General features: G+C 61.7%; 15 protein-coding genes. 2 read left to right on the top strand and 13 right to left on the bottom strand.

Features of this window, described 5'->3' with window-relative positions; all coding sequences use genetic code 11:
- Positions 1-150: 150 nt before the first annotated feature.
- The 12 genes from EQV90_RS14015 to EQV90_RS13960 form a co-directional block, all read right to left on the bottom strand.
- Positions 151-951 (bottom strand): endonuclease/exonuclease/phosphatase family protein, encoded by an 801-nt coding sequence (locus EQV90_RS14015; RefSeq protein WP_010656101.1) that lies wholly within the window; start codon positions 949-951, stop codon positions 151-153.
- Between the two features lie 61 nt (positions 952-1012).
- Entirely contained in the window at positions 1013-1714 is a 702-nt protein-coding gene (locus tag EQV90_RS14010; RefSeq protein WP_010656100.1) for a glycosyltransferase, read from the bottom strand.
- On the bottom strand, positions 1711-2310 hold the full coding sequence (locus EQV90_RS14005; protein ID WP_240878256.1) for an SAM-dependent methyltransferase: 600 nt from the start codon (positions 2308-2310) through the stop codon (positions 1711-1713). Before EQV90_RS14005 ends, EQV90_RS14010 begins: the two co-directional genes overlap by 4 nt.
- A 3-nt stretch (positions 2311-2313) precedes the next feature.
- Entirely contained in the window at positions 2314-3078 is a 765-nt protein-coding gene (locus EQV90_RS14000) for a PIG-L family deacetylase (protein ID WP_003447564.1), read from the bottom strand.
- Positions 3075-4076 (bottom strand): acyl-CoA dehydrogenase family protein, encoded by a 1002-nt coding sequence (locus tag EQV90_RS13995; protein WP_003447566.1) that lies wholly within the window; start codon positions 4074-4076, stop codon positions 3075-3077. The genes EQV90_RS14000 and EQV90_RS13995 overlap by 4 nt, the downstream gene beginning before the upstream one ends.
- 2 nt (positions 4077-4078) lie before the next feature.
- Complete coding sequence (gene glgX, locus EQV90_RS13990; RefSeq protein WP_010656097.1) at positions 4079-6241, bottom strand: glycogen debranching protein GlgX; 2163 nt, start codon at positions 6239-6241, stop codon at positions 4079-4081.
- Between the two features lie 165 nt (positions 6242-6406).
- Positions 6407-6658, bottom strand: a complete 252-nt coding sequence (locus EQV90_RS13985) for a DUF2934 domain-containing protein (protein ID WP_010656096.1) — start codon at positions 6656-6658, stop codon at positions 6407-6409.
- Positions 6659-6674: 16 nt separating this feature from the next.
- On the bottom strand, positions 6675-9443 hold the full coding sequence (locus EQV90_RS13980; protein ID WP_240878255.1) for a malto-oligosyltrehalose synthase: 2769 nt from the start codon (positions 9441-9443) through the stop codon (positions 6675-6677).
- Positions 9440-11521, bottom strand: coding sequence for a 4-alpha-glucanotransferase (gene malQ / locus EQV90_RS13975; RefSeq protein WP_160627233.1), 2082 nt, complete (start codon positions 11519-11521; stop codon positions 9440-9442). The genes EQV90_RS13980 and malQ overlap by 4 nt, the downstream gene beginning before the upstream one ends.
- A complete protein-coding gene (gene treZ, locus EQV90_RS13970; RefSeq protein WP_240878254.1) occupies positions 11514-13325 on the bottom strand; it encodes a malto-oligosyltrehalose trehalohydrolase in 1812 nt (603 codons plus the stop codon). Before treZ ends, malQ begins: the two co-directional genes overlap by 8 nt.
- A 14-nt stretch (positions 13326-13339) precedes the next feature.
- On the bottom strand, positions 13340-14908 hold the full coding sequence (gene glgA / locus EQV90_RS13965; protein ID WP_003447579.1) for a glycogen synthase GlgA: 1569 nt from the start codon (positions 14906-14908) through the stop codon (positions 13340-13342).
- Between the two features lie 397 nt (positions 14909-15305).
- Positions 15306-15752, bottom strand: coding sequence for a DUF411 domain-containing protein (locus EQV90_RS13960; RefSeq protein ID WP_003447581.1), 447 nt, complete (start codon positions 15750-15752; stop codon positions 15306-15308).
- Positions 15753-15928: 176 nt separating this feature from the next.
- Between EQV90_RS13960 and EQV90_RS13955 the strand changes: the two genes are divergently transcribed.
- Both EQV90_RS13955 and EQV90_RS13950 read left to right on the top strand, forming a co-directional pair.
- Entirely contained in the window at positions 15929-16714 is a 786-nt protein-coding gene (locus EQV90_RS13955) for a helix-turn-helix transcriptional regulator (RefSeq protein ID WP_010656092.1), read from the top strand.
- Between the two features lie 84 nt (positions 16715-16798).
- Entirely contained in the window at positions 16799-17758 is a 960-nt protein-coding gene (locus EQV90_RS13950) for a zinc-binding alcohol dehydrogenase family protein (protein ID WP_010656091.1), read from the top strand.
- 389 nt (positions 17759-18147) lie between these two features.
- Here EQV90_RS13950 and EQV90_RS13945 read toward each other — a convergent pair whose 3' ends face one another.
- Entirely contained in the window at positions 18148-18801 is a 654-nt protein-coding gene (locus EQV90_RS13945) for an HD domain-containing protein (RefSeq protein WP_240878253.1), read from the bottom strand.
- Positions 18802-18823: the final 22 nt, after the last annotated feature.

Below are 18823 nucleotides of genomic sequence, written 5' to 3'. Positions count from 1 at the left end.
GCGACAAGGGGCAGCAGGCCCTTCAGTTGCGGGGCCTGCTACGCAGTCCATCGCAGCCTCGTCAGCGACTACCGGTGAAAGGCCCCACAAGTGTGACGGTCCCAGGGCAACCGGGCGCAGCCTTCGGCAACTGCCGCTACCAACGATTGTTCACAGATGCACTTCCACCGCCAACGGCAGGTGATCCGATAGATGGGGCCACGGTTTGTGGCCCAGGATGGTCGGGTGATGACTGGAGGCATTGCGCAGGTAAATCCGGTCCAGACGCAGCAGCGGCCAGCGCGCCGGGTAGGTTCTGGCCAGTTTGCCGTGGTGACGTTCAAATACTTCGTGCAGGTCGTCACGCTGGGAAAGCATGGCATTGCCTTGCTCTTTCCAGTCATTGAAATCACCGGCAATGATCACCGGATCGTCAGGCGGCAAGGACTTGAGCAACTGATTGAGCAGCACGATCTGCAACTGTCTGTGGCTTTCCAGCAGGCTCAAGTGGACGCATATCGCATGCACGTTTTCGTGCCCCGGGACATCCAGCACGCAGTGCAGCAGGCCACGCCGTTCCGGGCCGGTGATGGATACATCGAGGTTGCGGTATGACTTGATCGGGTACTTGGACAAGACCGCATTGCCGTGATGACCGTCGGGGTATACCGCATTGCGCCCGTAGGCGTAGTCGGTCCACATGCTGTCAGCCAGGAATTCATATTGCGATACCTGTGGCCAGGCGTCGTAGCGCGATGCGTGCTTCTCATGTTCGCCCAGCACTTCCTGCAGAAAAACCAGGTCGGCCGATGTACTGCGTACGGCGTCGCGCAGTTCGGGCAGGATGAAACGGCGATTGAAGGCGGTGAAGCCCTTGTGCATGTTGACCGTGAGCACCTTCATTCGGTGTACATCAGGCACTGCGCCCGGGGCGGGTGACTCAATGTCGTTACCGGCAATATCAAGGGTCATGGTTTCTCCTGGGTTGTCAGGGTCCGACCCGGTGCGAGCCTGGCCGTTCAACACAGGCTATTTATAGCGCACCGGGCCGTGGGTCCGGTTGATGTTGATCAGCTGCCGGGGCGATCAGCAGTGACTTCAGGTAATCGCCGAAGCCCCCCCTGGCGCGACAGTCCAGCCGGGCACTGGTGGTCACCCTGGGCCGGTGGCTCCAGGCGATGGAGGCACCACTGGCCTGCAGCCGCTTCACCAGATGCACATCTTCATGGCACGCCAACGGCTGAAAACCTCCAGCATCGCGATATGCCCGGGCACTGAAGCCCAGGTTGGCGCCATGAATGTGCCGATGCCCGTCCCGGGCCTCATAGGCCGCCAGATATCGGGCGCGGGCAGGGGCATCGACCAGGGGGCCCCAGTCATCGATCCGCACGGTGCCGCATACGGCATCGGTATTGAGCGCCAGTTGCGCCACCAGCCAGTCATCGGCTACCAGGCTGTCTGCGTCGGTGCAGGAGATCCATCGCGCCCCCTGCTCAAGCAGCCACTGCGCACCGGTGCCCCGGGCGACTCCGACATTGCGGGCCTTGATGTGCAGCACCTTGATGTCGTACTTGGCGGCTATGTCTGCCGAACCATCGCTGCAACTGTCGAGCACCAGCGTGACCTTGACCGCCTCGCCGTTGAGTTCGGGGTGCCGGGCTGCCGTGAGCGCAGCTTGCAGGCATTGCGCGAGCAGATCTTGCTCGTTGTGAGCAGGTATCAGAATGCCGATCATCGCAGGCCCTCCTGGCTTGCCACTGACATAGGGTCGAGGCCCCAGACTTCAAGTACAAAATCATCTTCCAGGTGCTGCGCGAGCCGGCTCAGCCCCAGGCCGGCATGCAGCAGGCCATGCACTTGATCCCCGGTCAGGGCGCAGCCCTCGATGGCCGGGCGCCAGTGACAGGCCAGTACCTGTCCCTGCTCTGCAAGGCTGCCCGCGATCCGCTCAATCATGGACTGCAACTCGTTGGCATCCAGGTAGTAGCCCAGTTCACTGAGTACGATCAGGTCAAAACGGCCACTGGCCCAATCGGCCGGTAACCGGCTCTGGCGAACTTCAACGTTCGGGCAGTGGCTCAGGCGTTGCTGTGCCAGTTCGACCGCCCTGGCGGCTGCGTCGCAACACAACAGGCGGTCAGTGCGCTGGGCCAGGCCTGCACTTAACTCGCCATTGGCACAGCCCAACTCATAGATCGACCCATAATGCTGACGCGGCAAGCTGGCCAGGGCCAGTGCGCGTTTGCGCTGTTCGTACCAGCGCTCGCGAAAAGCCCACGGGTCCGGGTTCTGCTCATACAGCTGATCAAAAAAAGCCGTGGAAACACCCATGTTTCACTCCTGTACAAAGACTATTTCGTAGGGGCGCAGCAGGCGCTCGAGTGCCAGGGCCGGCAAAATCGGGCCTGAGCCGGTACTCGGGTCGTCCTGCAACTGACTGCTGAACGCACTGGCCGCATAGCGTTTACGCGCCATGGCACTGGGGCTGAGGTTGATTTTGTACGCGCGGGCCCAAGGCACCCGGGCATCGTCATCGCGGGCCCAGTGCCAGGTCCAGATCGGCAGTTCATGCAGGGTCGCGCCCACTGCTTTGGCGGCAGTGCTGCTGGCGCGGCCGACCGCATCGTGATCGCTGTGGCCGTCCTCGCGCCAGGTCGCGAACAGCACATCACCGGGGCGTAACTGCTGCTCGATAAACACTGCCACGGCGGCTTCCCGGGTGGCGACCTGACTGTCCTCAAACCCAGCCCGTAGCCATTGCCACTGGGGTAGTGCGAGCCCCAGGCGGCGCAGCGCTTCTTCGGACTCCTGAACGCGCAACGCGCCCAGCTGCTGCGCGGGCCATCGGGTTGACCCCGGGTGGCTGGCAGTGCCGTCGGTGACCGAGATAAGCAGCAACTCACGGCCGGACGCGCCGATCATCTGCAGCAAGCCACCGCTGCCCAGTATTTCGTCATCCGGGTGCGGGGCAATGATCACCGCGCGGGCGCCTTCGGGTACCAGGTCCGACAGCTGTATTTCCGGTAACCCGGCCAGGCGCCGGGATTCGCTCCAGTGCTCCAGCGAGGTACCGGCCCCTACGATCAGATTGGTTTTCATAGCGGCCACCGGGTGTCAGGTTGCAGCGCCACCAGTTTGCCCAGGGCTTGCAGGTCGCGTTCGGCATGGCTTTGGCGCAGGTACACCGGCAGGTCGGCGCTGAGCCGGGCAAAGTGCGGATTCTGGCAATAAGGGCCCGCGCCCAGTGCCCGGCCCACATGCTGAATCACCTGTTCGGCGCAGGCTTCAATGTGCGCCCGGGCCTGACGTGCCAGCAGTTGCGCGTCGGCCTCTGGGTTCTCATCGACCCGCCGGGCGCACTCGCGCAAAACGCAGGAGGCGCTGTACAGCGCAGCATTCACCGCGCCCAGATGGGCCTGGGCGTGGGGCTCTTCGCGCTGGCTGCAGTGCTGTTGCAAGTAACTGCCCAGCCGGCTGGCTGCAGCGTGCCAGCAGGCGGCGATACCGATGGCGCCGTGCCAGAAACCCGGGCGCTGCAAGTAGTCGCCGGGGCGGCCGATACAGGTGGCGGGCGCCTGCTCGAAGGTCACCTCGACACTGGCGGTGGCGCGCATGCCAACCGCTTCCCAGCCATGTGACGAGACGCTGATGTGTGGCTGGTGCATGTCCACCGCGACCAGTTGCACCGCGCCTTGCTCATCCCGTGCGGTGAGCAGGCCATGACTGACCACCGCCGCGCCCGAACACCAGGCCTTGCGGCCGGTGAGGATGGCCTGGCCATCGACCAAATGCACATCGACCCGGGCATCCGGCGGTTCTGCCGCCCACAACCCCCAGGTGCTGCCCGGTGCAGGCCGGGGGGCACCCAGTTCGTGGAGGGTGGCCAGGGCATCGGTATGGCCTTCATAAAGCTTGCACAGGCCCAGGTCCTGGCCGGCGACCCGCCCCAGTCGCTGCCAGCGCTCCAGGGTCTGGCCGCTGCCCGGCATCGGCAGTTGATCGAGGCCGGCCTGCACCATTTGCCGCAGGCAATCGCCCAGCGCCTGAGGGGTGTCCAGGCGCGGCGCGTGGATTTCAAAAAATGCGTGCAGATCCATGTTCAGGTCCCTTGTTCACGCATCAGCTCGAACAGCGCCATCGAACGTCCATTGACGCAATAGGTGCTGTTGAATGCCAGGACATCCTGGCCCTTGATGTCCGGGTCGAAGGTGTCGAATTTACAAATCCAGCCGGTGCCCTCGGGCACTTCGGGCAGGGTGAAATCGACCCCGTCATGGTGCGCGTTGACGGCAATCAGCAGTGTGGCGTCGGCCCCGGCCCGTTGTACCCCCGAGACCCGGGCCCGGCCGTCCAGGAGCATGCCCAGACTGCGGCCATTGGCGTCCTGCCACTGCTCGATACTCATTTCATTGCCGTCGGCGGCCAGCCAGGTCACGTCCTTGACCCCCAGTTCTTCGTTGTAGTGGCCGACCAGAAACAGGTTACGGCGCAGGATCGGATAGCTCATGCGCAGTTTGATCAGGCGCTTGACGAACTTGAGCAGCGACTTGCCGTCTTCGTCCAGGTCCCAGTTGATCCAGCCAATTTCGCTGTCCTGGCAATAGGCGTTGTTATTGCCGTGCTGGGTACGGGCGAATTCGTCACCGGCGACGATCATGGGTGTGCCCTGGGCCAGCAGCAGGGTGGCAAAGAAGTTGCGCATCTGGCGCAGGCGCAGGCCGTTGATTTCGGGATCGTCGACAGGGCCTTCAGCCCCGTGGTTCCACGACAGGTTGTTGTTGCTGCCGTCCTGGTTGTCCTCGTCGTTGGCCTCGTTGTGCTTGTCGTTGTAGGACACCAGATCGTGCAGGGTGAAACCGTCGTGGGCGGTAATGAAGTTGACCGAGGCATAGGGCCTGCGCCCACGCTGATTGAACAGCTCGCCGGAAGCGGTCATGCGCGCGGCGAAATCGGCCAGTTGGCCCTCATCGCCTTTCCAGAAGGCCCGTACGGTATCGCGAAAGCGGTCGTTCCACTCCGCCCAGCCCGGCGGGAAACCGCCCACTTGATAGCCCCCGGGGCCGCAGTCCCAGGGTTCGGCAATCATCTTCACCTGACGCAGCAACGGGTCCTGGCGGCAGGCCACCAGGAAGCTGTGCCGCTCGCTGAAGCCTTCGTGATAACGCCCCAGAATGGTCGCCAGATCGAAGCGAAAACCGTCCACGTGCATTTCATGGGCCCAGTACCGCAATGAGTCGGTGACCATCTGCAGCACGCAGGGGTGGCTCAGGTCCAGGGTGTTGCCGGTGCCGGAATCATTGATGTAGTAGCGATTGTCATCGGGCATCAGCCGGTAGTAGGAGGCGTTGTCGATCCCGCGCATCGACAGGGTGGGGCCTTGCTCGTTGCCTTCGGCGGTGTGGTTGTAGACCACGTCGAGAATGACTTCCAGACCGGCCTCGTGCAGGTGCGCGACCATCTCCTTGAACTCGGCGATTTTGCCGCTGGCCAGGTAGCGCGGGTCGGGGGCAAAAAACGCGATGCTGTTGTAGCCCCAGTAGTTGGTCATGCCTTTTTGCAGCAAGTGCTGGTCGTTGACGAACGCATGCACCGGCAGTAGTTCGACGCTGGTGACCCCCAGCTTGCGGATGTGCTCGATCACTTCGTCAACCATCAGCCCGGCAAAGGTGCCGCGCACATCGTCGGGTACCGCCGGATGGCGCATGCTGATCCCGCGAACATGGGTTTCGTAGAAAATCGTACGGTCCCAGGGCACTTGCACCCTATGGTCGTGGCCCCAGGTGTGGGCGGGGTCTATGACTTTGCATTTGGGCACGAAGGGCGCGCTGTCACGTTCGTCGAAACTCAGGTCGGCGTCGGGATGGCCGATGGTGTAGCCAAACAGCGCTTCAGACCATTTAAGCTCGCCGACCAATTGTTTGGCATAGGGATCGATCAAGAGTTTGTGGTGATTGAAGCGGTGGCCATTTTCCGGGTCATAGGGGCCATGGACTCGGTAGCCGTAGATTTGCCCCGGGTGGGCATCGGGCAAGTAGCCGTGGAAGGTTTCGTCGGTGTACTCGGGCAGTTCAATGCGCTCAAGCTCGATTTCGCCGCTGGGATCGAACAGGCACAGTTCGACTTTGGTGGCGTTGGCTGAAAACAATGCAAAGTTGACCCCCAGCCCGTCCCAGGTGGCGCCGAGCGGAAAGGGCAGGCCTTCACGAATGCGCGAGGGTTCAACGTCCGGAGTTGCAGGGGGGGGCGACTTGGGCTTGGTCATGACTGCTCCTGGGTAATGGGTTAAATCCTGAACGTTAATTCGCAGCGCGACTGGCGAAGGCACCGTGTTTTCAGGGCATAGCTTTGCCGTCAGGCATTACTGGCCTGCTAAAAAACTGATCAAAGATTCAGTGCGCAGACAGGTCTGCGCACTGCAAAAACCGGGTTAGGGTTTTGCCGGCTTGCGGGTTGCCTTGGGCTTTTTCGCCACGGGCTCTTTCGCAGCCGGTCTGGCCGCCGCGCCAGGGTCTGGTTTGGCCCGGGCCTTGCGAGGTTCGGACTGGGACGGCGCGAGTGCTTCGGCCTGCGCCAGTTTGTGCGCCATCTCCCAATGCCGGGCTTCCTGGCCCTCGGGCTGGCCTTCGGATTCCCAGATCTGGTAAGCAAACTCACGGATGCGTTTTTCGTTGTTACTCATCGCAAAGCTCCTGAACTCAAGGGTTGATCATGAGATTGACGGGGAAGGTATCGAGAGCATCGCAGACCCGCAGCGTCTTACTTTTAGTGACTACCGGTGTTTCAAAAAGTCCCTTTAATTTGAGGTTTAATCCGTCAAACGGTAAATCGATGCAGGTATCTGCCCAAATGGACTTTGAACTAAAGACGGGCGCCTGTTTTTGCAGGTCGGCGGCGCTCAAGCGTGGCACCACGATCACCGCCAGTTGATCCTGCCAGCGACGGGCAAATGCGAGTACTTGGGTGGCCCGCGGACCGCTTACCGGCAGCGGGATATAGCTGCCGCGACTGAACAGCTGCGGGTGGCGCGCGCGCAGATGCAGGGTGCGGGCAATCAATGCCTGTTTGATCGCACCACTGCGCCACTGCTGCAGCAGTTGGTCTTCACTCAAAGGGCTGGCAAGCAGTTGTTGGCGCTGTTCGAAGTCCACGGGCCGGCGGTTGTCCGGGTCCACCAGGCTCAGGTCCCAGAGGTCGGTGCCCTGGTAGATGTCGGGAACCCCGGGGGTGGTCAGTTTCAACAGACATTGCGCCAGCCCGTTGACGGCCCCGGCACTGGCGATGTCTTCACAGGCCTGAAACAGTTCGGTGCGTAAAGCGAGCCCGGCCGGTTGCAGCAACAGTCGGGCAACAAAGGTTTTGACCCCTTGCTCATAGGCTTCGTCAGGGGCGCCCCACTGGCTCTCGAGCTTGGCTTCGCGCAAGGCCTTGAGTTGCCATTGCCAGATTCTGTCGTGGTATTGCTGCAGGCCCGGGGCATCGTCAAGCCGCAGATCCAGCGGCCAGGTACTGAGGATGATTTGATACAGGATCAACTCATCGCCGGGCGTCGGGCCACTGGCGTCTGCCCGCAGTGCCTGTGCCAGGGGGTGCCAGCGCTGCACGCACTGCACGTACCAGGCACTGCGCTCACTGAGTACGGCAAGGCGCGCGCGGCTGTCTTCGCCGCGCTTGTGATCATGGCTGGCGGTGGCCAGCAGGTTGTCCGGGAAGTGCTTTGAACGCTGCTCGCAGACGCGGTGAAAGTCTTCGCCCGGGGCACTGATACGTTCGGTACTGAAGCCGACATCGTTGCGCGACAACAATCGTCCATAGCGATAGAGCGCCGTGTCTTCCACGGCTTTGGCGGCAGTGGGCGAGGTCAGTTGCTGAAAACGCACACAGGCATGCTTGAGGCGTTTGCGTGAAAGGCCTGCAGGCCAGTTGCGCCAGGCAGCGCCCCCCAGCCACTGTTGCAAATTGTCCAGCACGGGCCAGTCGGCTTCACCCAACTGCTCCCGGGCGCCAGCCAGTGCCTGCTCAAAGAAGACCTCATCGGCCGCGCTGCGGCCGTTCGCGCCGATATAGATGCGGTACACCGGAAAATGCATCACCAGCGCTTCCAGAGCCCGGCGTATGGCGCCCAGGGTCAGGTCGCGGCTCATGATGTCGTCGCGGGCAACGTCCAGCAATGCCTGGGCCACGCTTGAAAAATCACCGGCAAGGGAACCGTTGAGGATCTGTTGGCGTGCCAGCAAGGCTTCGGCGTGAAAGTCGGCTGGTCGCTGGCTGAGGCCGGACCATAACTGCGCCAGGGGTTGCTCACCCTCGGGTTGATGCTGAAGCAGTGACACCTGATCCATGAATTCATAGCCGGTGGTGCCGTCGACACACCAGTCGGCGGGCAGCAGCTCGTCCATGGCGAGGATCTTTTCGACATAGATGGGTATATGCCGGCCCGGGCTCAGGCTATCTACCCGGCGGCGCAATTTGCGGCAATACCCGCGCGGGTTGGCGAGGCCGTCAATGTGATCGATGCGCAATCCGTCCACCAGGCCCTGTTCAATCAGCTGGAATATTTTGTCGTGGGTGGCATCGAAGACCCTGGAGCGCTCAACGCGCAAACCCGCAAGTTCGTTGACATCAAAGAAGCGGCGCCAGTTGATGTCGTCGGCGGCAGTGCGCCAGCTGGCCAGTCGGTAGGCCTGACGCTCAAGCAACTGGTGCAGGCGGGCAAAACCCTGGGCGTGGCGTGAATCGAAGTGTGACAACAGCTGCTGTATGGCGTCATCAGCGCCGGGCGACTGGCTGAATACGGCCAGTTGCTGTTGCAGCGCCAGGCCCTGTTCCCGGGGGCTGTCACTGTCTTTAAGCGCCGAAAATTGCTCTGCCAGCACCTGCAAGGGCTGCTGCGGGCTGTTGCCGAGGAGGGTGGCGTAGTGCAGCGGGCAAATGGGGAAATGATGGGTGCCATACTCTGCGTGAAAAGCGCCCGTGTCGGCATTGAAGCGCAAACGGATACTGCCTTCTTGCAGGCTTGCACCGTAGTCATTGCCCAGAAACGGCAGCAACAGCTGACCCTTTAGCAAGGGGTCGGAGGAGTGCCACTGGATGTCAAAAAACTCGGCGTACGGGCTGGCCCGGCCCCAGGCCAGAAGGTCTTGCCACCAGGCATTGTCAGACCCGCCCACGGCCATGTGATTGGGCACGATATCGAGGATCAGGCCCATGTCGTGGGCCCGCAGTTCGGCCACCAGACGCCGCAGCGCCGATTCGCCGCCCAGCGCCGGGCTGACGTGGGCCGGGTCCACCACATCGTAACCATGCATCGAGCCTGCGCGGGCGGTGAGCAAGGGCGAGGCATATAGATGGCTGATGCCCAGGCGCGCGAAGTAGGGCACCTGAAGCCGCGCATCATCCAGGGTGAAACCGGCATGCAATTGCACGCGCTGGGTCGCGCGCACGGGCACTGGCGGCTGGCCGTTCATTGATCGCGCTCCTGGGCTTGCAGTCGCGCGCAGGCGAGCAGTTCCAGGCGTCGGGCAACGTCTGCTGAATCAAGCAGGGTGTCGCAGTCCGCGGGAAGGCGTCGGCACCAGTTGGGGTGGCTGCTGATGGTCCCGGGCAGATTGGCCTGTTCTTGCAGGCCCAGGGCATCTTCGATGGGCAGCAGCACCAGCGGCGCGCGGGTATGTCCAAGGAAGCGGGCGCTGGCGTCGAGCACCTGGTCGGCCCCGGTGGATTCGTCCAGAAAATTCTGCCGGTCCTGACTCAGCGCCCGGTGCAGGCCATTACGTTCATGCTGGCGGTTTTCCCGCCAGTGGGCCTCGGTTGCCTGATCCACCATGCCCAGCCGGGCATTCCAGTCAATGTCGCGCTCCAGCCACCAGCCATTGAGGGTTGGCAGATCATGGGTGCTGGTGGTGGCCAGCGCGTTATCCGGCCAGTCCAGAATGGGCCGGAAATGGGCCCCGTAATCCTGTTCAAACAACAGCACGCGCATGCCCAGAATCGAGCGCTCGCTGAGTTTTTCGCGCAAGCCGTCGGGCACGGTGCCCAGGTCTTCGCCCAGGACAATGGCTTGATGGCGTACGGATTCCAGCGCCAGCAAGCGCAGCATGTCTTCGACCGGGTAGTACAGGTAGGCCCCTTCATGGGCCGGGGCGCCCAGGGGGATGACCCACAGGCGTTGCAGGCCCATTACATGGTCGATACGCAAGCCGCCGGCGTGGGCGAAGTTGGCCCGCAGCATTTCGATAAAGGCGCGGAAGCCGTTGCGCTTGAGGCCATCGGGGGAAAATGCGGAGATGCCCCAGCCCTGGCCCTGACGATTGAGCAAGTCCGGTGGAGCACCGACGGTGAGGTGCGCCAGCAGTTCATCCTGACGGCACCAGGCCTGGCTGCCGCCGCCATCGGCGCCCACCGCGAGGTCGGCGATCAGGCCAACCGCCATGCCGCTGTCGCGGGCGGCCTTTTGCGCCTGAGCCAGGCACCGGGCAATCAGCCACTGGCAAAAGGCGTAATAGCCGATGTTGTGGGCTTGTTCTTCGGCAAATATCAGCAGTGCCGGGCTGTCGGGATCGCGCCACTGTTCGGGCCACTGCCGCCAGTCCAGGCTTTGCTGCTCGGCCACATGCTGCGCCTGCAGGGCTTCGAACCGGCAGTGGTTTTCCAGGGCTTCACCGCCTTCGTCGCGAAACTGCAGGAAGTCGTCCAGCAGCGGCTGTTCACCGAGCAGGAAGTCTTCGTAGAGCTGGCGCAGCAGGGTTTGTTTGGCCAGGGTTGCCGCTGGCCAGTCAATCAGCGGCAGTTGCTCCAGCCGGTGCAGTTCGGGGGCAAGACCGCAGGTCTCGATGGCCCGTTGCACCGGGACCTCACCCAGTACAGTGGCGGGGGCGGCGTACAGGCTGTTGAGAAACAGCCGGCTGGAGGGCGAGTAGGGGCTGTAGCGATACGGGTCGCAGCTGAACATGGCGTGCATCGGGCTGATCGCCAGGGCATCGGCGCCACGCTCGCCGGCGGCCTGGGCAAAGTGCGCCAGGGCCCGGGTGTCGCCAAAACCGCCATCGCCCTGGCGTTTCAGGGCGTACAGTTGCGTGCTCAAACCCCAGGCCCGGGGTGTGGCACTGTTGACGGCGTCCGCCATGCTGTAGCACCGGGCCGGAGCTACGGCGAGGATGAAGTGCTGATCTTCGACCTGGGCCCGGTGATAACCCACCCCGATCATGCCGGGAAGCCAGGCGTCGGCGTCCAGTTGAATGTCCAGGGTGCCGCCGGTTTCCAGATGGATGACGCACTGGCTATGGGGGTTGAAATACCGCGCCAGGTTCAGGCTTTTACCCACGTCGGCAGTCAGCAGCGGCGGCAGGTGTTTGTTTTGCTGTTCCAGCTGCAGGTTAAGCAGGCTGGTTTCTATGGCTTCGGCCGTATCGGCAGGCAGACCGAGCCCGGCCAGTACCGCTCTCAGTGCGTGGGCCGGTACATGCTGGGGCGTCCCGTTGGCATCTACCCAGTCCACGGCCAGGCCGGCACGACTGGCCAGTATTTCAAGTTGCGCTTCACTCATGGGCGCTCTCCGGTGGGGGCGATTGACGGGGGGCGGCAAGCAGGCTGACCAACGCGCAATAGGGGGCCAGCAGATGCTGCTCGTGGAGTTGCGAGGCCACTTGGGGCTGGCTTTGAAACAAGATTTCGGTAGCAGGCGCCGGGGTGTGGGGCACCGCGCGGGAACTCAGATTGAGGGTGATGTTCAGCACGCTGCCGTCGCCCATGCGCCAGTGAGCGGCCACGGCGCCTGCCGCCAGTACATGGGCCCCCAGGGATTGGGTTCCGGGCAGGCGCGCAATGATCGATTGATGGCGTATGCGCAGCAATTCTTGATAGAGCGCCAGCATGTTGTTGCGCTGCCCGTCATCGACCCCGGGCAATGACGGGCGGGCATGGCTAAAGGTCGATAACAGGTTGGGATCGGGAATTTCCGGCCCCTGGCTTATCGAGTTGAAGCTGCTGAAGTCGGCGAATTCCTTGCGTCGGCCCTCGGTGACGGCCTGGGCCAGTTCGCCGGTGTAGTCGGTGAAAAACAGAAAGGGCTCGGGCGCTGCACTTTCTTCGCCCATGAACAGCAACGGAATCATCGGCGATAACAGCAGCAAGGTGGTTGCGGCGCGCAAGGCCTGGGGCGGGCAAAGCTGATGCAGGCGATCACCCAGGGCGCGATTGCCGACCTGATCGTGATTTTGCAAGAACAGGACGAAGGCGGTGGGCGGCAAATGGCTGCTGGATTCACCCCGGGCATTGCCGTGGCGATCGTTCTGGCCTTGAAAGACAAAGCCCTGACTCAAGCAACGAGCCAGCTTTTGGGTGTTGTTTTCGACAAACTCGGAATAATAGGCGTCGGTTTCTGCCGTCAGCAGTACATGCAAGACGTTGTGCCCGTCGTCATTCCACTGTGCGTCGTAGTCTTTTTCCAGGAGAAAGGCCTGATTGGCCTCGTTTTCCAGGGTCAGCCACAGCTGTCGTTCCGGGCCTGCGCGCTGGCGTACATGCTGCGCCAGTTCATGCATAAACCCCGGGTGATTGATTGCATGCACTGCATCCAGGCGCAGCCCGTCGCAGCGATATTCAAGCAACCACATCAGCGCGTTGCCGATGAAAAAGTCACGTACCTCACGGCGTTCGTAATTGATGCCGGCCCCCCAGGGGGTGTGGGCCTGCTCGTTGAAAAACGGGTTGGCATAGGTGGGCAAGTAATTGCCTTGCGGCCCGAAATGGTTGTAGACAACGTCCACTATGACCATCAGGCCCAGGCCATGGGCCTGGTCAATCAACTGCTTGAGTGCCTGGGGTGAGCCGTAGGTGTCATGGGGCGCGTACAGCAGGGCGCCGTCATAGCCCCAATTGCGTTCGCCGCTGAACTGCGCCAAAGGCATCAGTTCGATGCCGGTGACGCCCATTTGTGCCAGGCGCGGCAACAGCTTGGCCACTTCGGCATAGCCACCGAGCACGCCGACATGCAGTTCATAAATCACCGCTTCATGCCAGGGCCGGCCTTGCCAGTGGCGGTTGCGCCAGTGGTAATCATTGGGGTCGAGCACCACGCTGTAACCCTCGAGCCCGCCGTCCTGCGCCCGGGAGGCCGGGTCCGGCACCGTAAATTCGCCATTGATGCAGTAGCGATAACGGGTGCCCTTGCGGCAGGGGGCATCCAGCACAAACCAGCCCTGCGCCCGGGCCGGCATTGGCAGCGACCGGCCGTTATCCAGCTCAAGGCTGACCGAATGCGCATCCGGGGCCCAGAGGGTGAAGCGTGTGTGTTGCGCGTCCAGCAGGTGGGCGCCATGGGGCCAGGTTTGCAATGTCTGTGAAGGCATCGACTAAGGCCTCTTTAAAATTTGCCGGCGTTGCTCAGAGACGTGCTGACCAATTGTTCATAGAGTTCGGCGTAGGGTTCCACGGCCTTGCACCAGTTGAACGGCGCAGTCATGGCGCGGCACCGCATGGCATTGAGCAGGCCCGGGTAGGCAAACACCTTGAACGCCCGGCACAGGGCCTGCTGGTAGCTTTCGACAGTGGACTCATCGAACAAGAAACCGGTCACGCCATCGTCGATGGTGTCAGCCAGGCCGCCGGTATTGCGCGCCACGGGCAGCGAGCCGAAGCGTTGCGAGTACATCTGGCTCAAGCCACAAGGTTCATAGCGCGAGGGCATCAATAAGAAGTCGCTGCCGGCGAACATGCGGCGGGCGTCGGTTTCGTTGAATCCGATGCGCACGCCGACCTGTCCGGGAAAGCGCAGGGCCAGGTCGCGCATGGCCTGTTCTGCTTCGGGTTCGCCGCGCCCGATGATGCAAATCTGCCCGCCCGAGGCGACGATATACGCCGCCACGGCCTCGGTCAGGTCCAGCCCTTTCTGGTACACCAGACGCGACACCACGGCGAACAAGGGGCCTTTGGATGGTGTGAGGCCAAACAGGTTGCGCACGTGATCGGCGTTCAGGGCCTTGCCCTTCCAGTCGCCAATGCTGAACGGCGCGACCAGATGCGGATCGGTAGATGCTTCCCAGCTTTCATCAATGCCGTTGGGGATTCCGCTGAGCAGGCCCTGTTGGGTTTTGCTGGCCAGGAAACCATCAAGCCCGCAACCAAAGCTGGGGGTGGTGATTTCGGCGGCATAGGTGGCACTGACGGTGGTGATATGGCTCGAATAGGCCATCCCGGCCTTGAGAAATGACAATTTGCCATAAAACTCCATGCCGTCCTGTTGCAGGGCATGGTCCGGAATGGCCAGCTCGGGGCAGCAGGCCCGGCTGAATACACCCTGATAGGCCAGGTTGTGGATGGTGAACAGGGTGGGGGTGCGCTGTCCGCGCCAATGCATATACGCCGGTGTCAGCCCGGCCGGCCAGTCATGGGCATGCACCAGATCGGGCTGCCAGTGAATTTGTGCCAGATTGGCCGCAATATCGGCCGCAGCCAGGCCCAGGCGGGCAAAGCGGATATGGTTGTCCGGCCAGTCACGGCCATTGTTGGCACCATATGGGCTGCCTTCGCGCTCATACAGTTCGGGGCAGATCAGTACATAGATGACCAGCCCGTCCTTGAGGTCCATGCGCCCGATCTTGCATGGGGGCAAGGCTGCGTGACCGCTGAGTTCGCCGATGATATGGATCGGATTGTCGCTGTTGAGCACCTGGCGGTAGCCCGGAATCAGGACCCGCACATCATGCAGGTGGCGCATGGCCCGGGGCAGTGCGGCGGATACATCTCCAAGGCCGCCGGTTTTAACCAGATCGGCCAGTTCCGATGTGACAAACAGCACCTTCTTTTTATTGGGGTTGGCATTTCCTGCCGGCAGTACTGCCTTCCCTGCAGGGCCTGAATCTGACAGTGAAATCAGATTGGAGGCCTGCGGGTCAAGCCGATCATCTTGTTGGGAAGCAGCAGCACTGATCATGACTCTCTCCCTTTGTACTTATAGAATCACTTTGTCTGTCCGGCAGGGAAACAATCATTTCCTCAGGGGCGACATTCAACTCCAGATTGTTAAGCGGTTGATCACCGAAGCCATGGGGGCGCAGTCGGCTGACAGATCGCTGCAAGGAATGCACCACAAAGGGTGACTTGCCTTTAACTTGACCTGTAGCCAATGCAGAAGGTTCGGTTTATTTAAGCGCGAAAATCAAGCGTCGCAATTGCGACAGCCTCAAGTGTAGGAGGGATGCCGGGAGGCTGTGGGACAGGTGCCTGAAATAAGCGCCATAAGGTGGGGAATCGGCTGAGCGGTAAGTCCTGGCAGCCAGGCGGTCTTGTCCGCAAACGCACCTGTTCGGTGCGTTTGCGCAGGCAGGGGGTCAGTTGCCCGGATATTGCGCAATGACCTCATCACTGCCGTCGTTACGCAGGCCTATCACCTGGTAGGCATCCTTGCGGTCGCCCATTTCCATGCCCGGGGAACCCACCGGCATGCCCGGCACGGCAATACCCTTGAGGTCGTTGCGTTTGCTCAGGGCGACCACTTGATCGGCCGGCACATGACCTTCCACGAACTTGCCGTTGATCATGCCGGTGTGGCAAGAAGCCAGTCGCGGCTCTACGCCAGCCTGCTGTTTAAAGCTGCTCATGTCCGCTTCAACATGGTCATTGACCTTGAAACCATTGGCTTGCAGGTGGGAGATCCAGGTTTTGCAGCAGCCACAATTGGCATCGCGGTGAACATCGATGGTCAGTTGCTCGGCAGCCTGTGCCATTGAGGTCAGCAACAGGGCCGAAAGGGCGACAAGACGCAATGGGGTTTTCATCGGGTTTCTCTTAATCCAAAAAGTTTCAGCCTGAGTGCCGGGCACTGTCAGGCAGCTGATAACAAGATGACGATTTTGTCAGGTAGGGGCATTTTTGGTGCATTCAAGACCTCAGTCTGGTTGTCGAGCAGCAGCTTGGCTACCATGGCTCTTCACTTTTCTGACGTCTTCAGTTCATGGCACTTGCAGTCCCGCCTGATTTGTCTGATCCCGGCGTGCCGGTTCAGCCGTTGGCCCGTACCTATCCGCGTGGTTTATACATTGATCCCCATGAGCATGAATGGGGCCAATTGTTATATGCCATGTCCGGGGTGATGTGGGTCGACACCCCGGAGGAAGCCCTGGCGGTTCCGCCACAACGGGCGGTCTGGCTACCGCCGGGGGTGCCCCACGGGATCCGGGTGGTCTCGGACTTGCAGATGCGCAATATCTATCTGCCTCCGGCACTGGCCAGCACTCTGGACAGCACCGTGCAGGTGATTGAAGTCGGACGTTTGCTGCGCGAATTGATCATCAATCTGGTGGAGCAGGCTGCTGGGCAATCGTCCTACACCGAGGCTGTGCTCAATCTGACGCTGCTCGAGTTGCAACGCGCGGGGCGTACCTTGCTCAGGGTGCCGATGCCCGATACACCTGACCGGCGCCTGCTGAACCTGTGCCAGTCGGTAATGGCCAGCCCGACCCTGGATATTTCCTTCGAGCAACATGCGCAGAACGCCGGGGCCAGTGTCCGTACCCTGGCGCGGCTGTTTCAGATGGAACTGGGTACGGGCTTTGCGCAGTGGCGGCGCCAGGTGCAACTGGCGACCGCAGCTGCCGAACTGATTCAGGGGACTTGTGTCAGCCAGGTCGCACGCTCGCTGGGCTATTCCCCCAGCAGTTTTAGCGACATGTTCCGACGCGAGTTGGGGATCAGTCCTTCGTTATATGCACTGCGCCAGGGCGCAGCAACGGCGGTTTGACCGATAGGCAGAAGGCTTTGGCCGATACCTGTCGGCTGTCGGTCATACACTGGGGGCATCAATACACCACCCAGAGGGCTGAGCATGAAAGCACTGCAATTCTCCAGAACCGGCGATCTGGCCGCACTGACCCTGGTTGAAGTGCCAACCCCCGTACCCGGTGCAGACGAGGTGCTGGTGCAGGTCAAGGCGGCCGGCCTGAACCCCAGCGATGTGAAGAATGTGCTCGGGCGTTTCCCCTACACCACCTTGCCGCGTATTCCGGGGCGTGACTTTTCCGGGGTGATTGTCGAGGGACCAGCGGCGTTGGTGGGGCAGGAGGTATGGGGTACCGGCCAGGAACTGGGCTTCTATGGTGATGGTTCCCATGGGGATTTTTTGCGCTTGCCGGTTGCGGGAGTCGCGCTCAAGCCCCGCACATTGAGCTTTGTTCAGGCCGCCAGCCTGGGCGTGCCCTATACCACGGCATGGGATGCGCTACAGCGCAGTGATGTAGGGGCGGATACCTGTTTATTGGTGATCGGTGCCAACGGTGCTGTAGGCAGTGCCGCCATTGCGCTGGCGAAAGTACTCGGCGCCAGGGTGCTGGCTGCGGTGCGGCGCCCTGACCAGGCTCAAGTGCTACGGGAGCAAGGGATTGAAGTGATTGTGCTGGGCAAGCCCGAAGATCTGGCCGCTCAGGTCAGCGCAGTGTTCAGCGATGGTGCTGAAGTCATATTCGACACCACCGGGCACTGGCTGCCAGCGACCGTTGCGGCGTTGCGGATTTTTGGTCGTGTGGCCTTCATTGCTGCGCCACTGGACGGCCATGTGCACTTGCCGGCGCTGGCGCTGTATCGCAAGGGCGGCACGTTGATCGGGGTCAATTCGCTGCTTTACAGCTGTGGCGAGTGCGCCCGGATGCTTGAACAATTTGGCCAGTATTTCGACCAGGGCCTGCTGCCCGTGCCCCGTGGGCTGCAAGAAGCGCGGTTGGCAGACGGGTTGAGCAGTTATGCCGAGGTCAATGCAGGGACCTGCGCCAAAGTGGTGCTGATCCCGTAGGCGCACTGCCGGCAAAACCCTGTAGGAGCGAGCTTGCTCGCGATCTTTTTGCTGCGGTATCTGAGGCTGCAACAGCTCGCGAGCAAGCTCGCTCCTACAGAGGCGGGGGGTGGTGAAATTCTTGTAGGAGCGAGCTTGTCTCGCGATTTTTTCGCTGCGGTATCTGAGGCTGCAACAGCTCGCGAGCAAGCTCGCTCCTACAGAGGGTGGGGTTGGTGAAATTCTTGTAGGAGCGAGCTTGCTCGCGATTTTTTTGCTGCGGTATCTGAGGCCGCAACAGCTCGCGAGCAAGCTCGCTCCTACAGAGGGTGGGGTTGGTGAAATTCTTGTAGGAGCAAGCTTGCTCGCGATCTTTTTGCTGCGGTATCTAAGGCCGCAACAGCTCGCTCCTACAGGCCGGCTATTTCATCCATGAAATCCTGCACAAACCATTCAAGGCGCTTATGTCTGATGGCTGCCAGTCGCGCACCTTCCGGGGTTTGAAAACCTGACGCCAGCTTGAGCAACTTGGTATGGAAATGCTCAAGGGTGAAACGCTTGTCCTGATACTCGCGTCCCGTCGCCTGCGGGTTTGTGAAGTCGTACAGCGCCGCCCCCATTCTTCCCGATACATAAAAGCAGCGTGCTACGCCGATCAGGCCGATGGCATCCAGGCGGTCACTGTCCTGCAGTATCTTTGCTTCCAGGGTGGCGGGCGTCAGTGCCGCGGAAAAACTGTGGGTCTGTACCGCGTGGGCCACTGCGTTCACTCGCGACTCGGGCCAGCCCAGCCCCGTCAGGATGGTCGCGGCTTTATTCGCAGACAGGGTTGAGGCCTGCGCCCGTAAAGGCGAATCCTTTTCCACTGCCACGCAGTCGTGCAGAAGGGTGGCGGCCAGGAGAATTTCCAGATCGCCGCCTTCCCTGGCCTGAATCACTTGTGCATTGGTCCACACACGGTGGATATGTGACAGATCGTGGGAGCCGTCCCCGTTGTCCTCCGCCAGCCAGGCCTGCAAGGTGTCGGCCAGAGCCTGAAAGGGAAAGAATGGCTGAGTGTTCACGGGGCAGGCTCCGGTCCGGACA

The organism is Pseudomonas sp. TMW22089 (genome assembly GCF_022496645.1).
Taxonomy (GTDB): domain Bacteria; phylum Pseudomonadota; class Gammaproteobacteria; order Pseudomonadales; family Pseudomonadaceae; genus Aquipseudomonas; species Aquipseudomonas paraversuta.
Note: the sequence above shows the minus strand (reverse complement) of the source record. Positions and strands in the feature narration are given on the sequence as shown.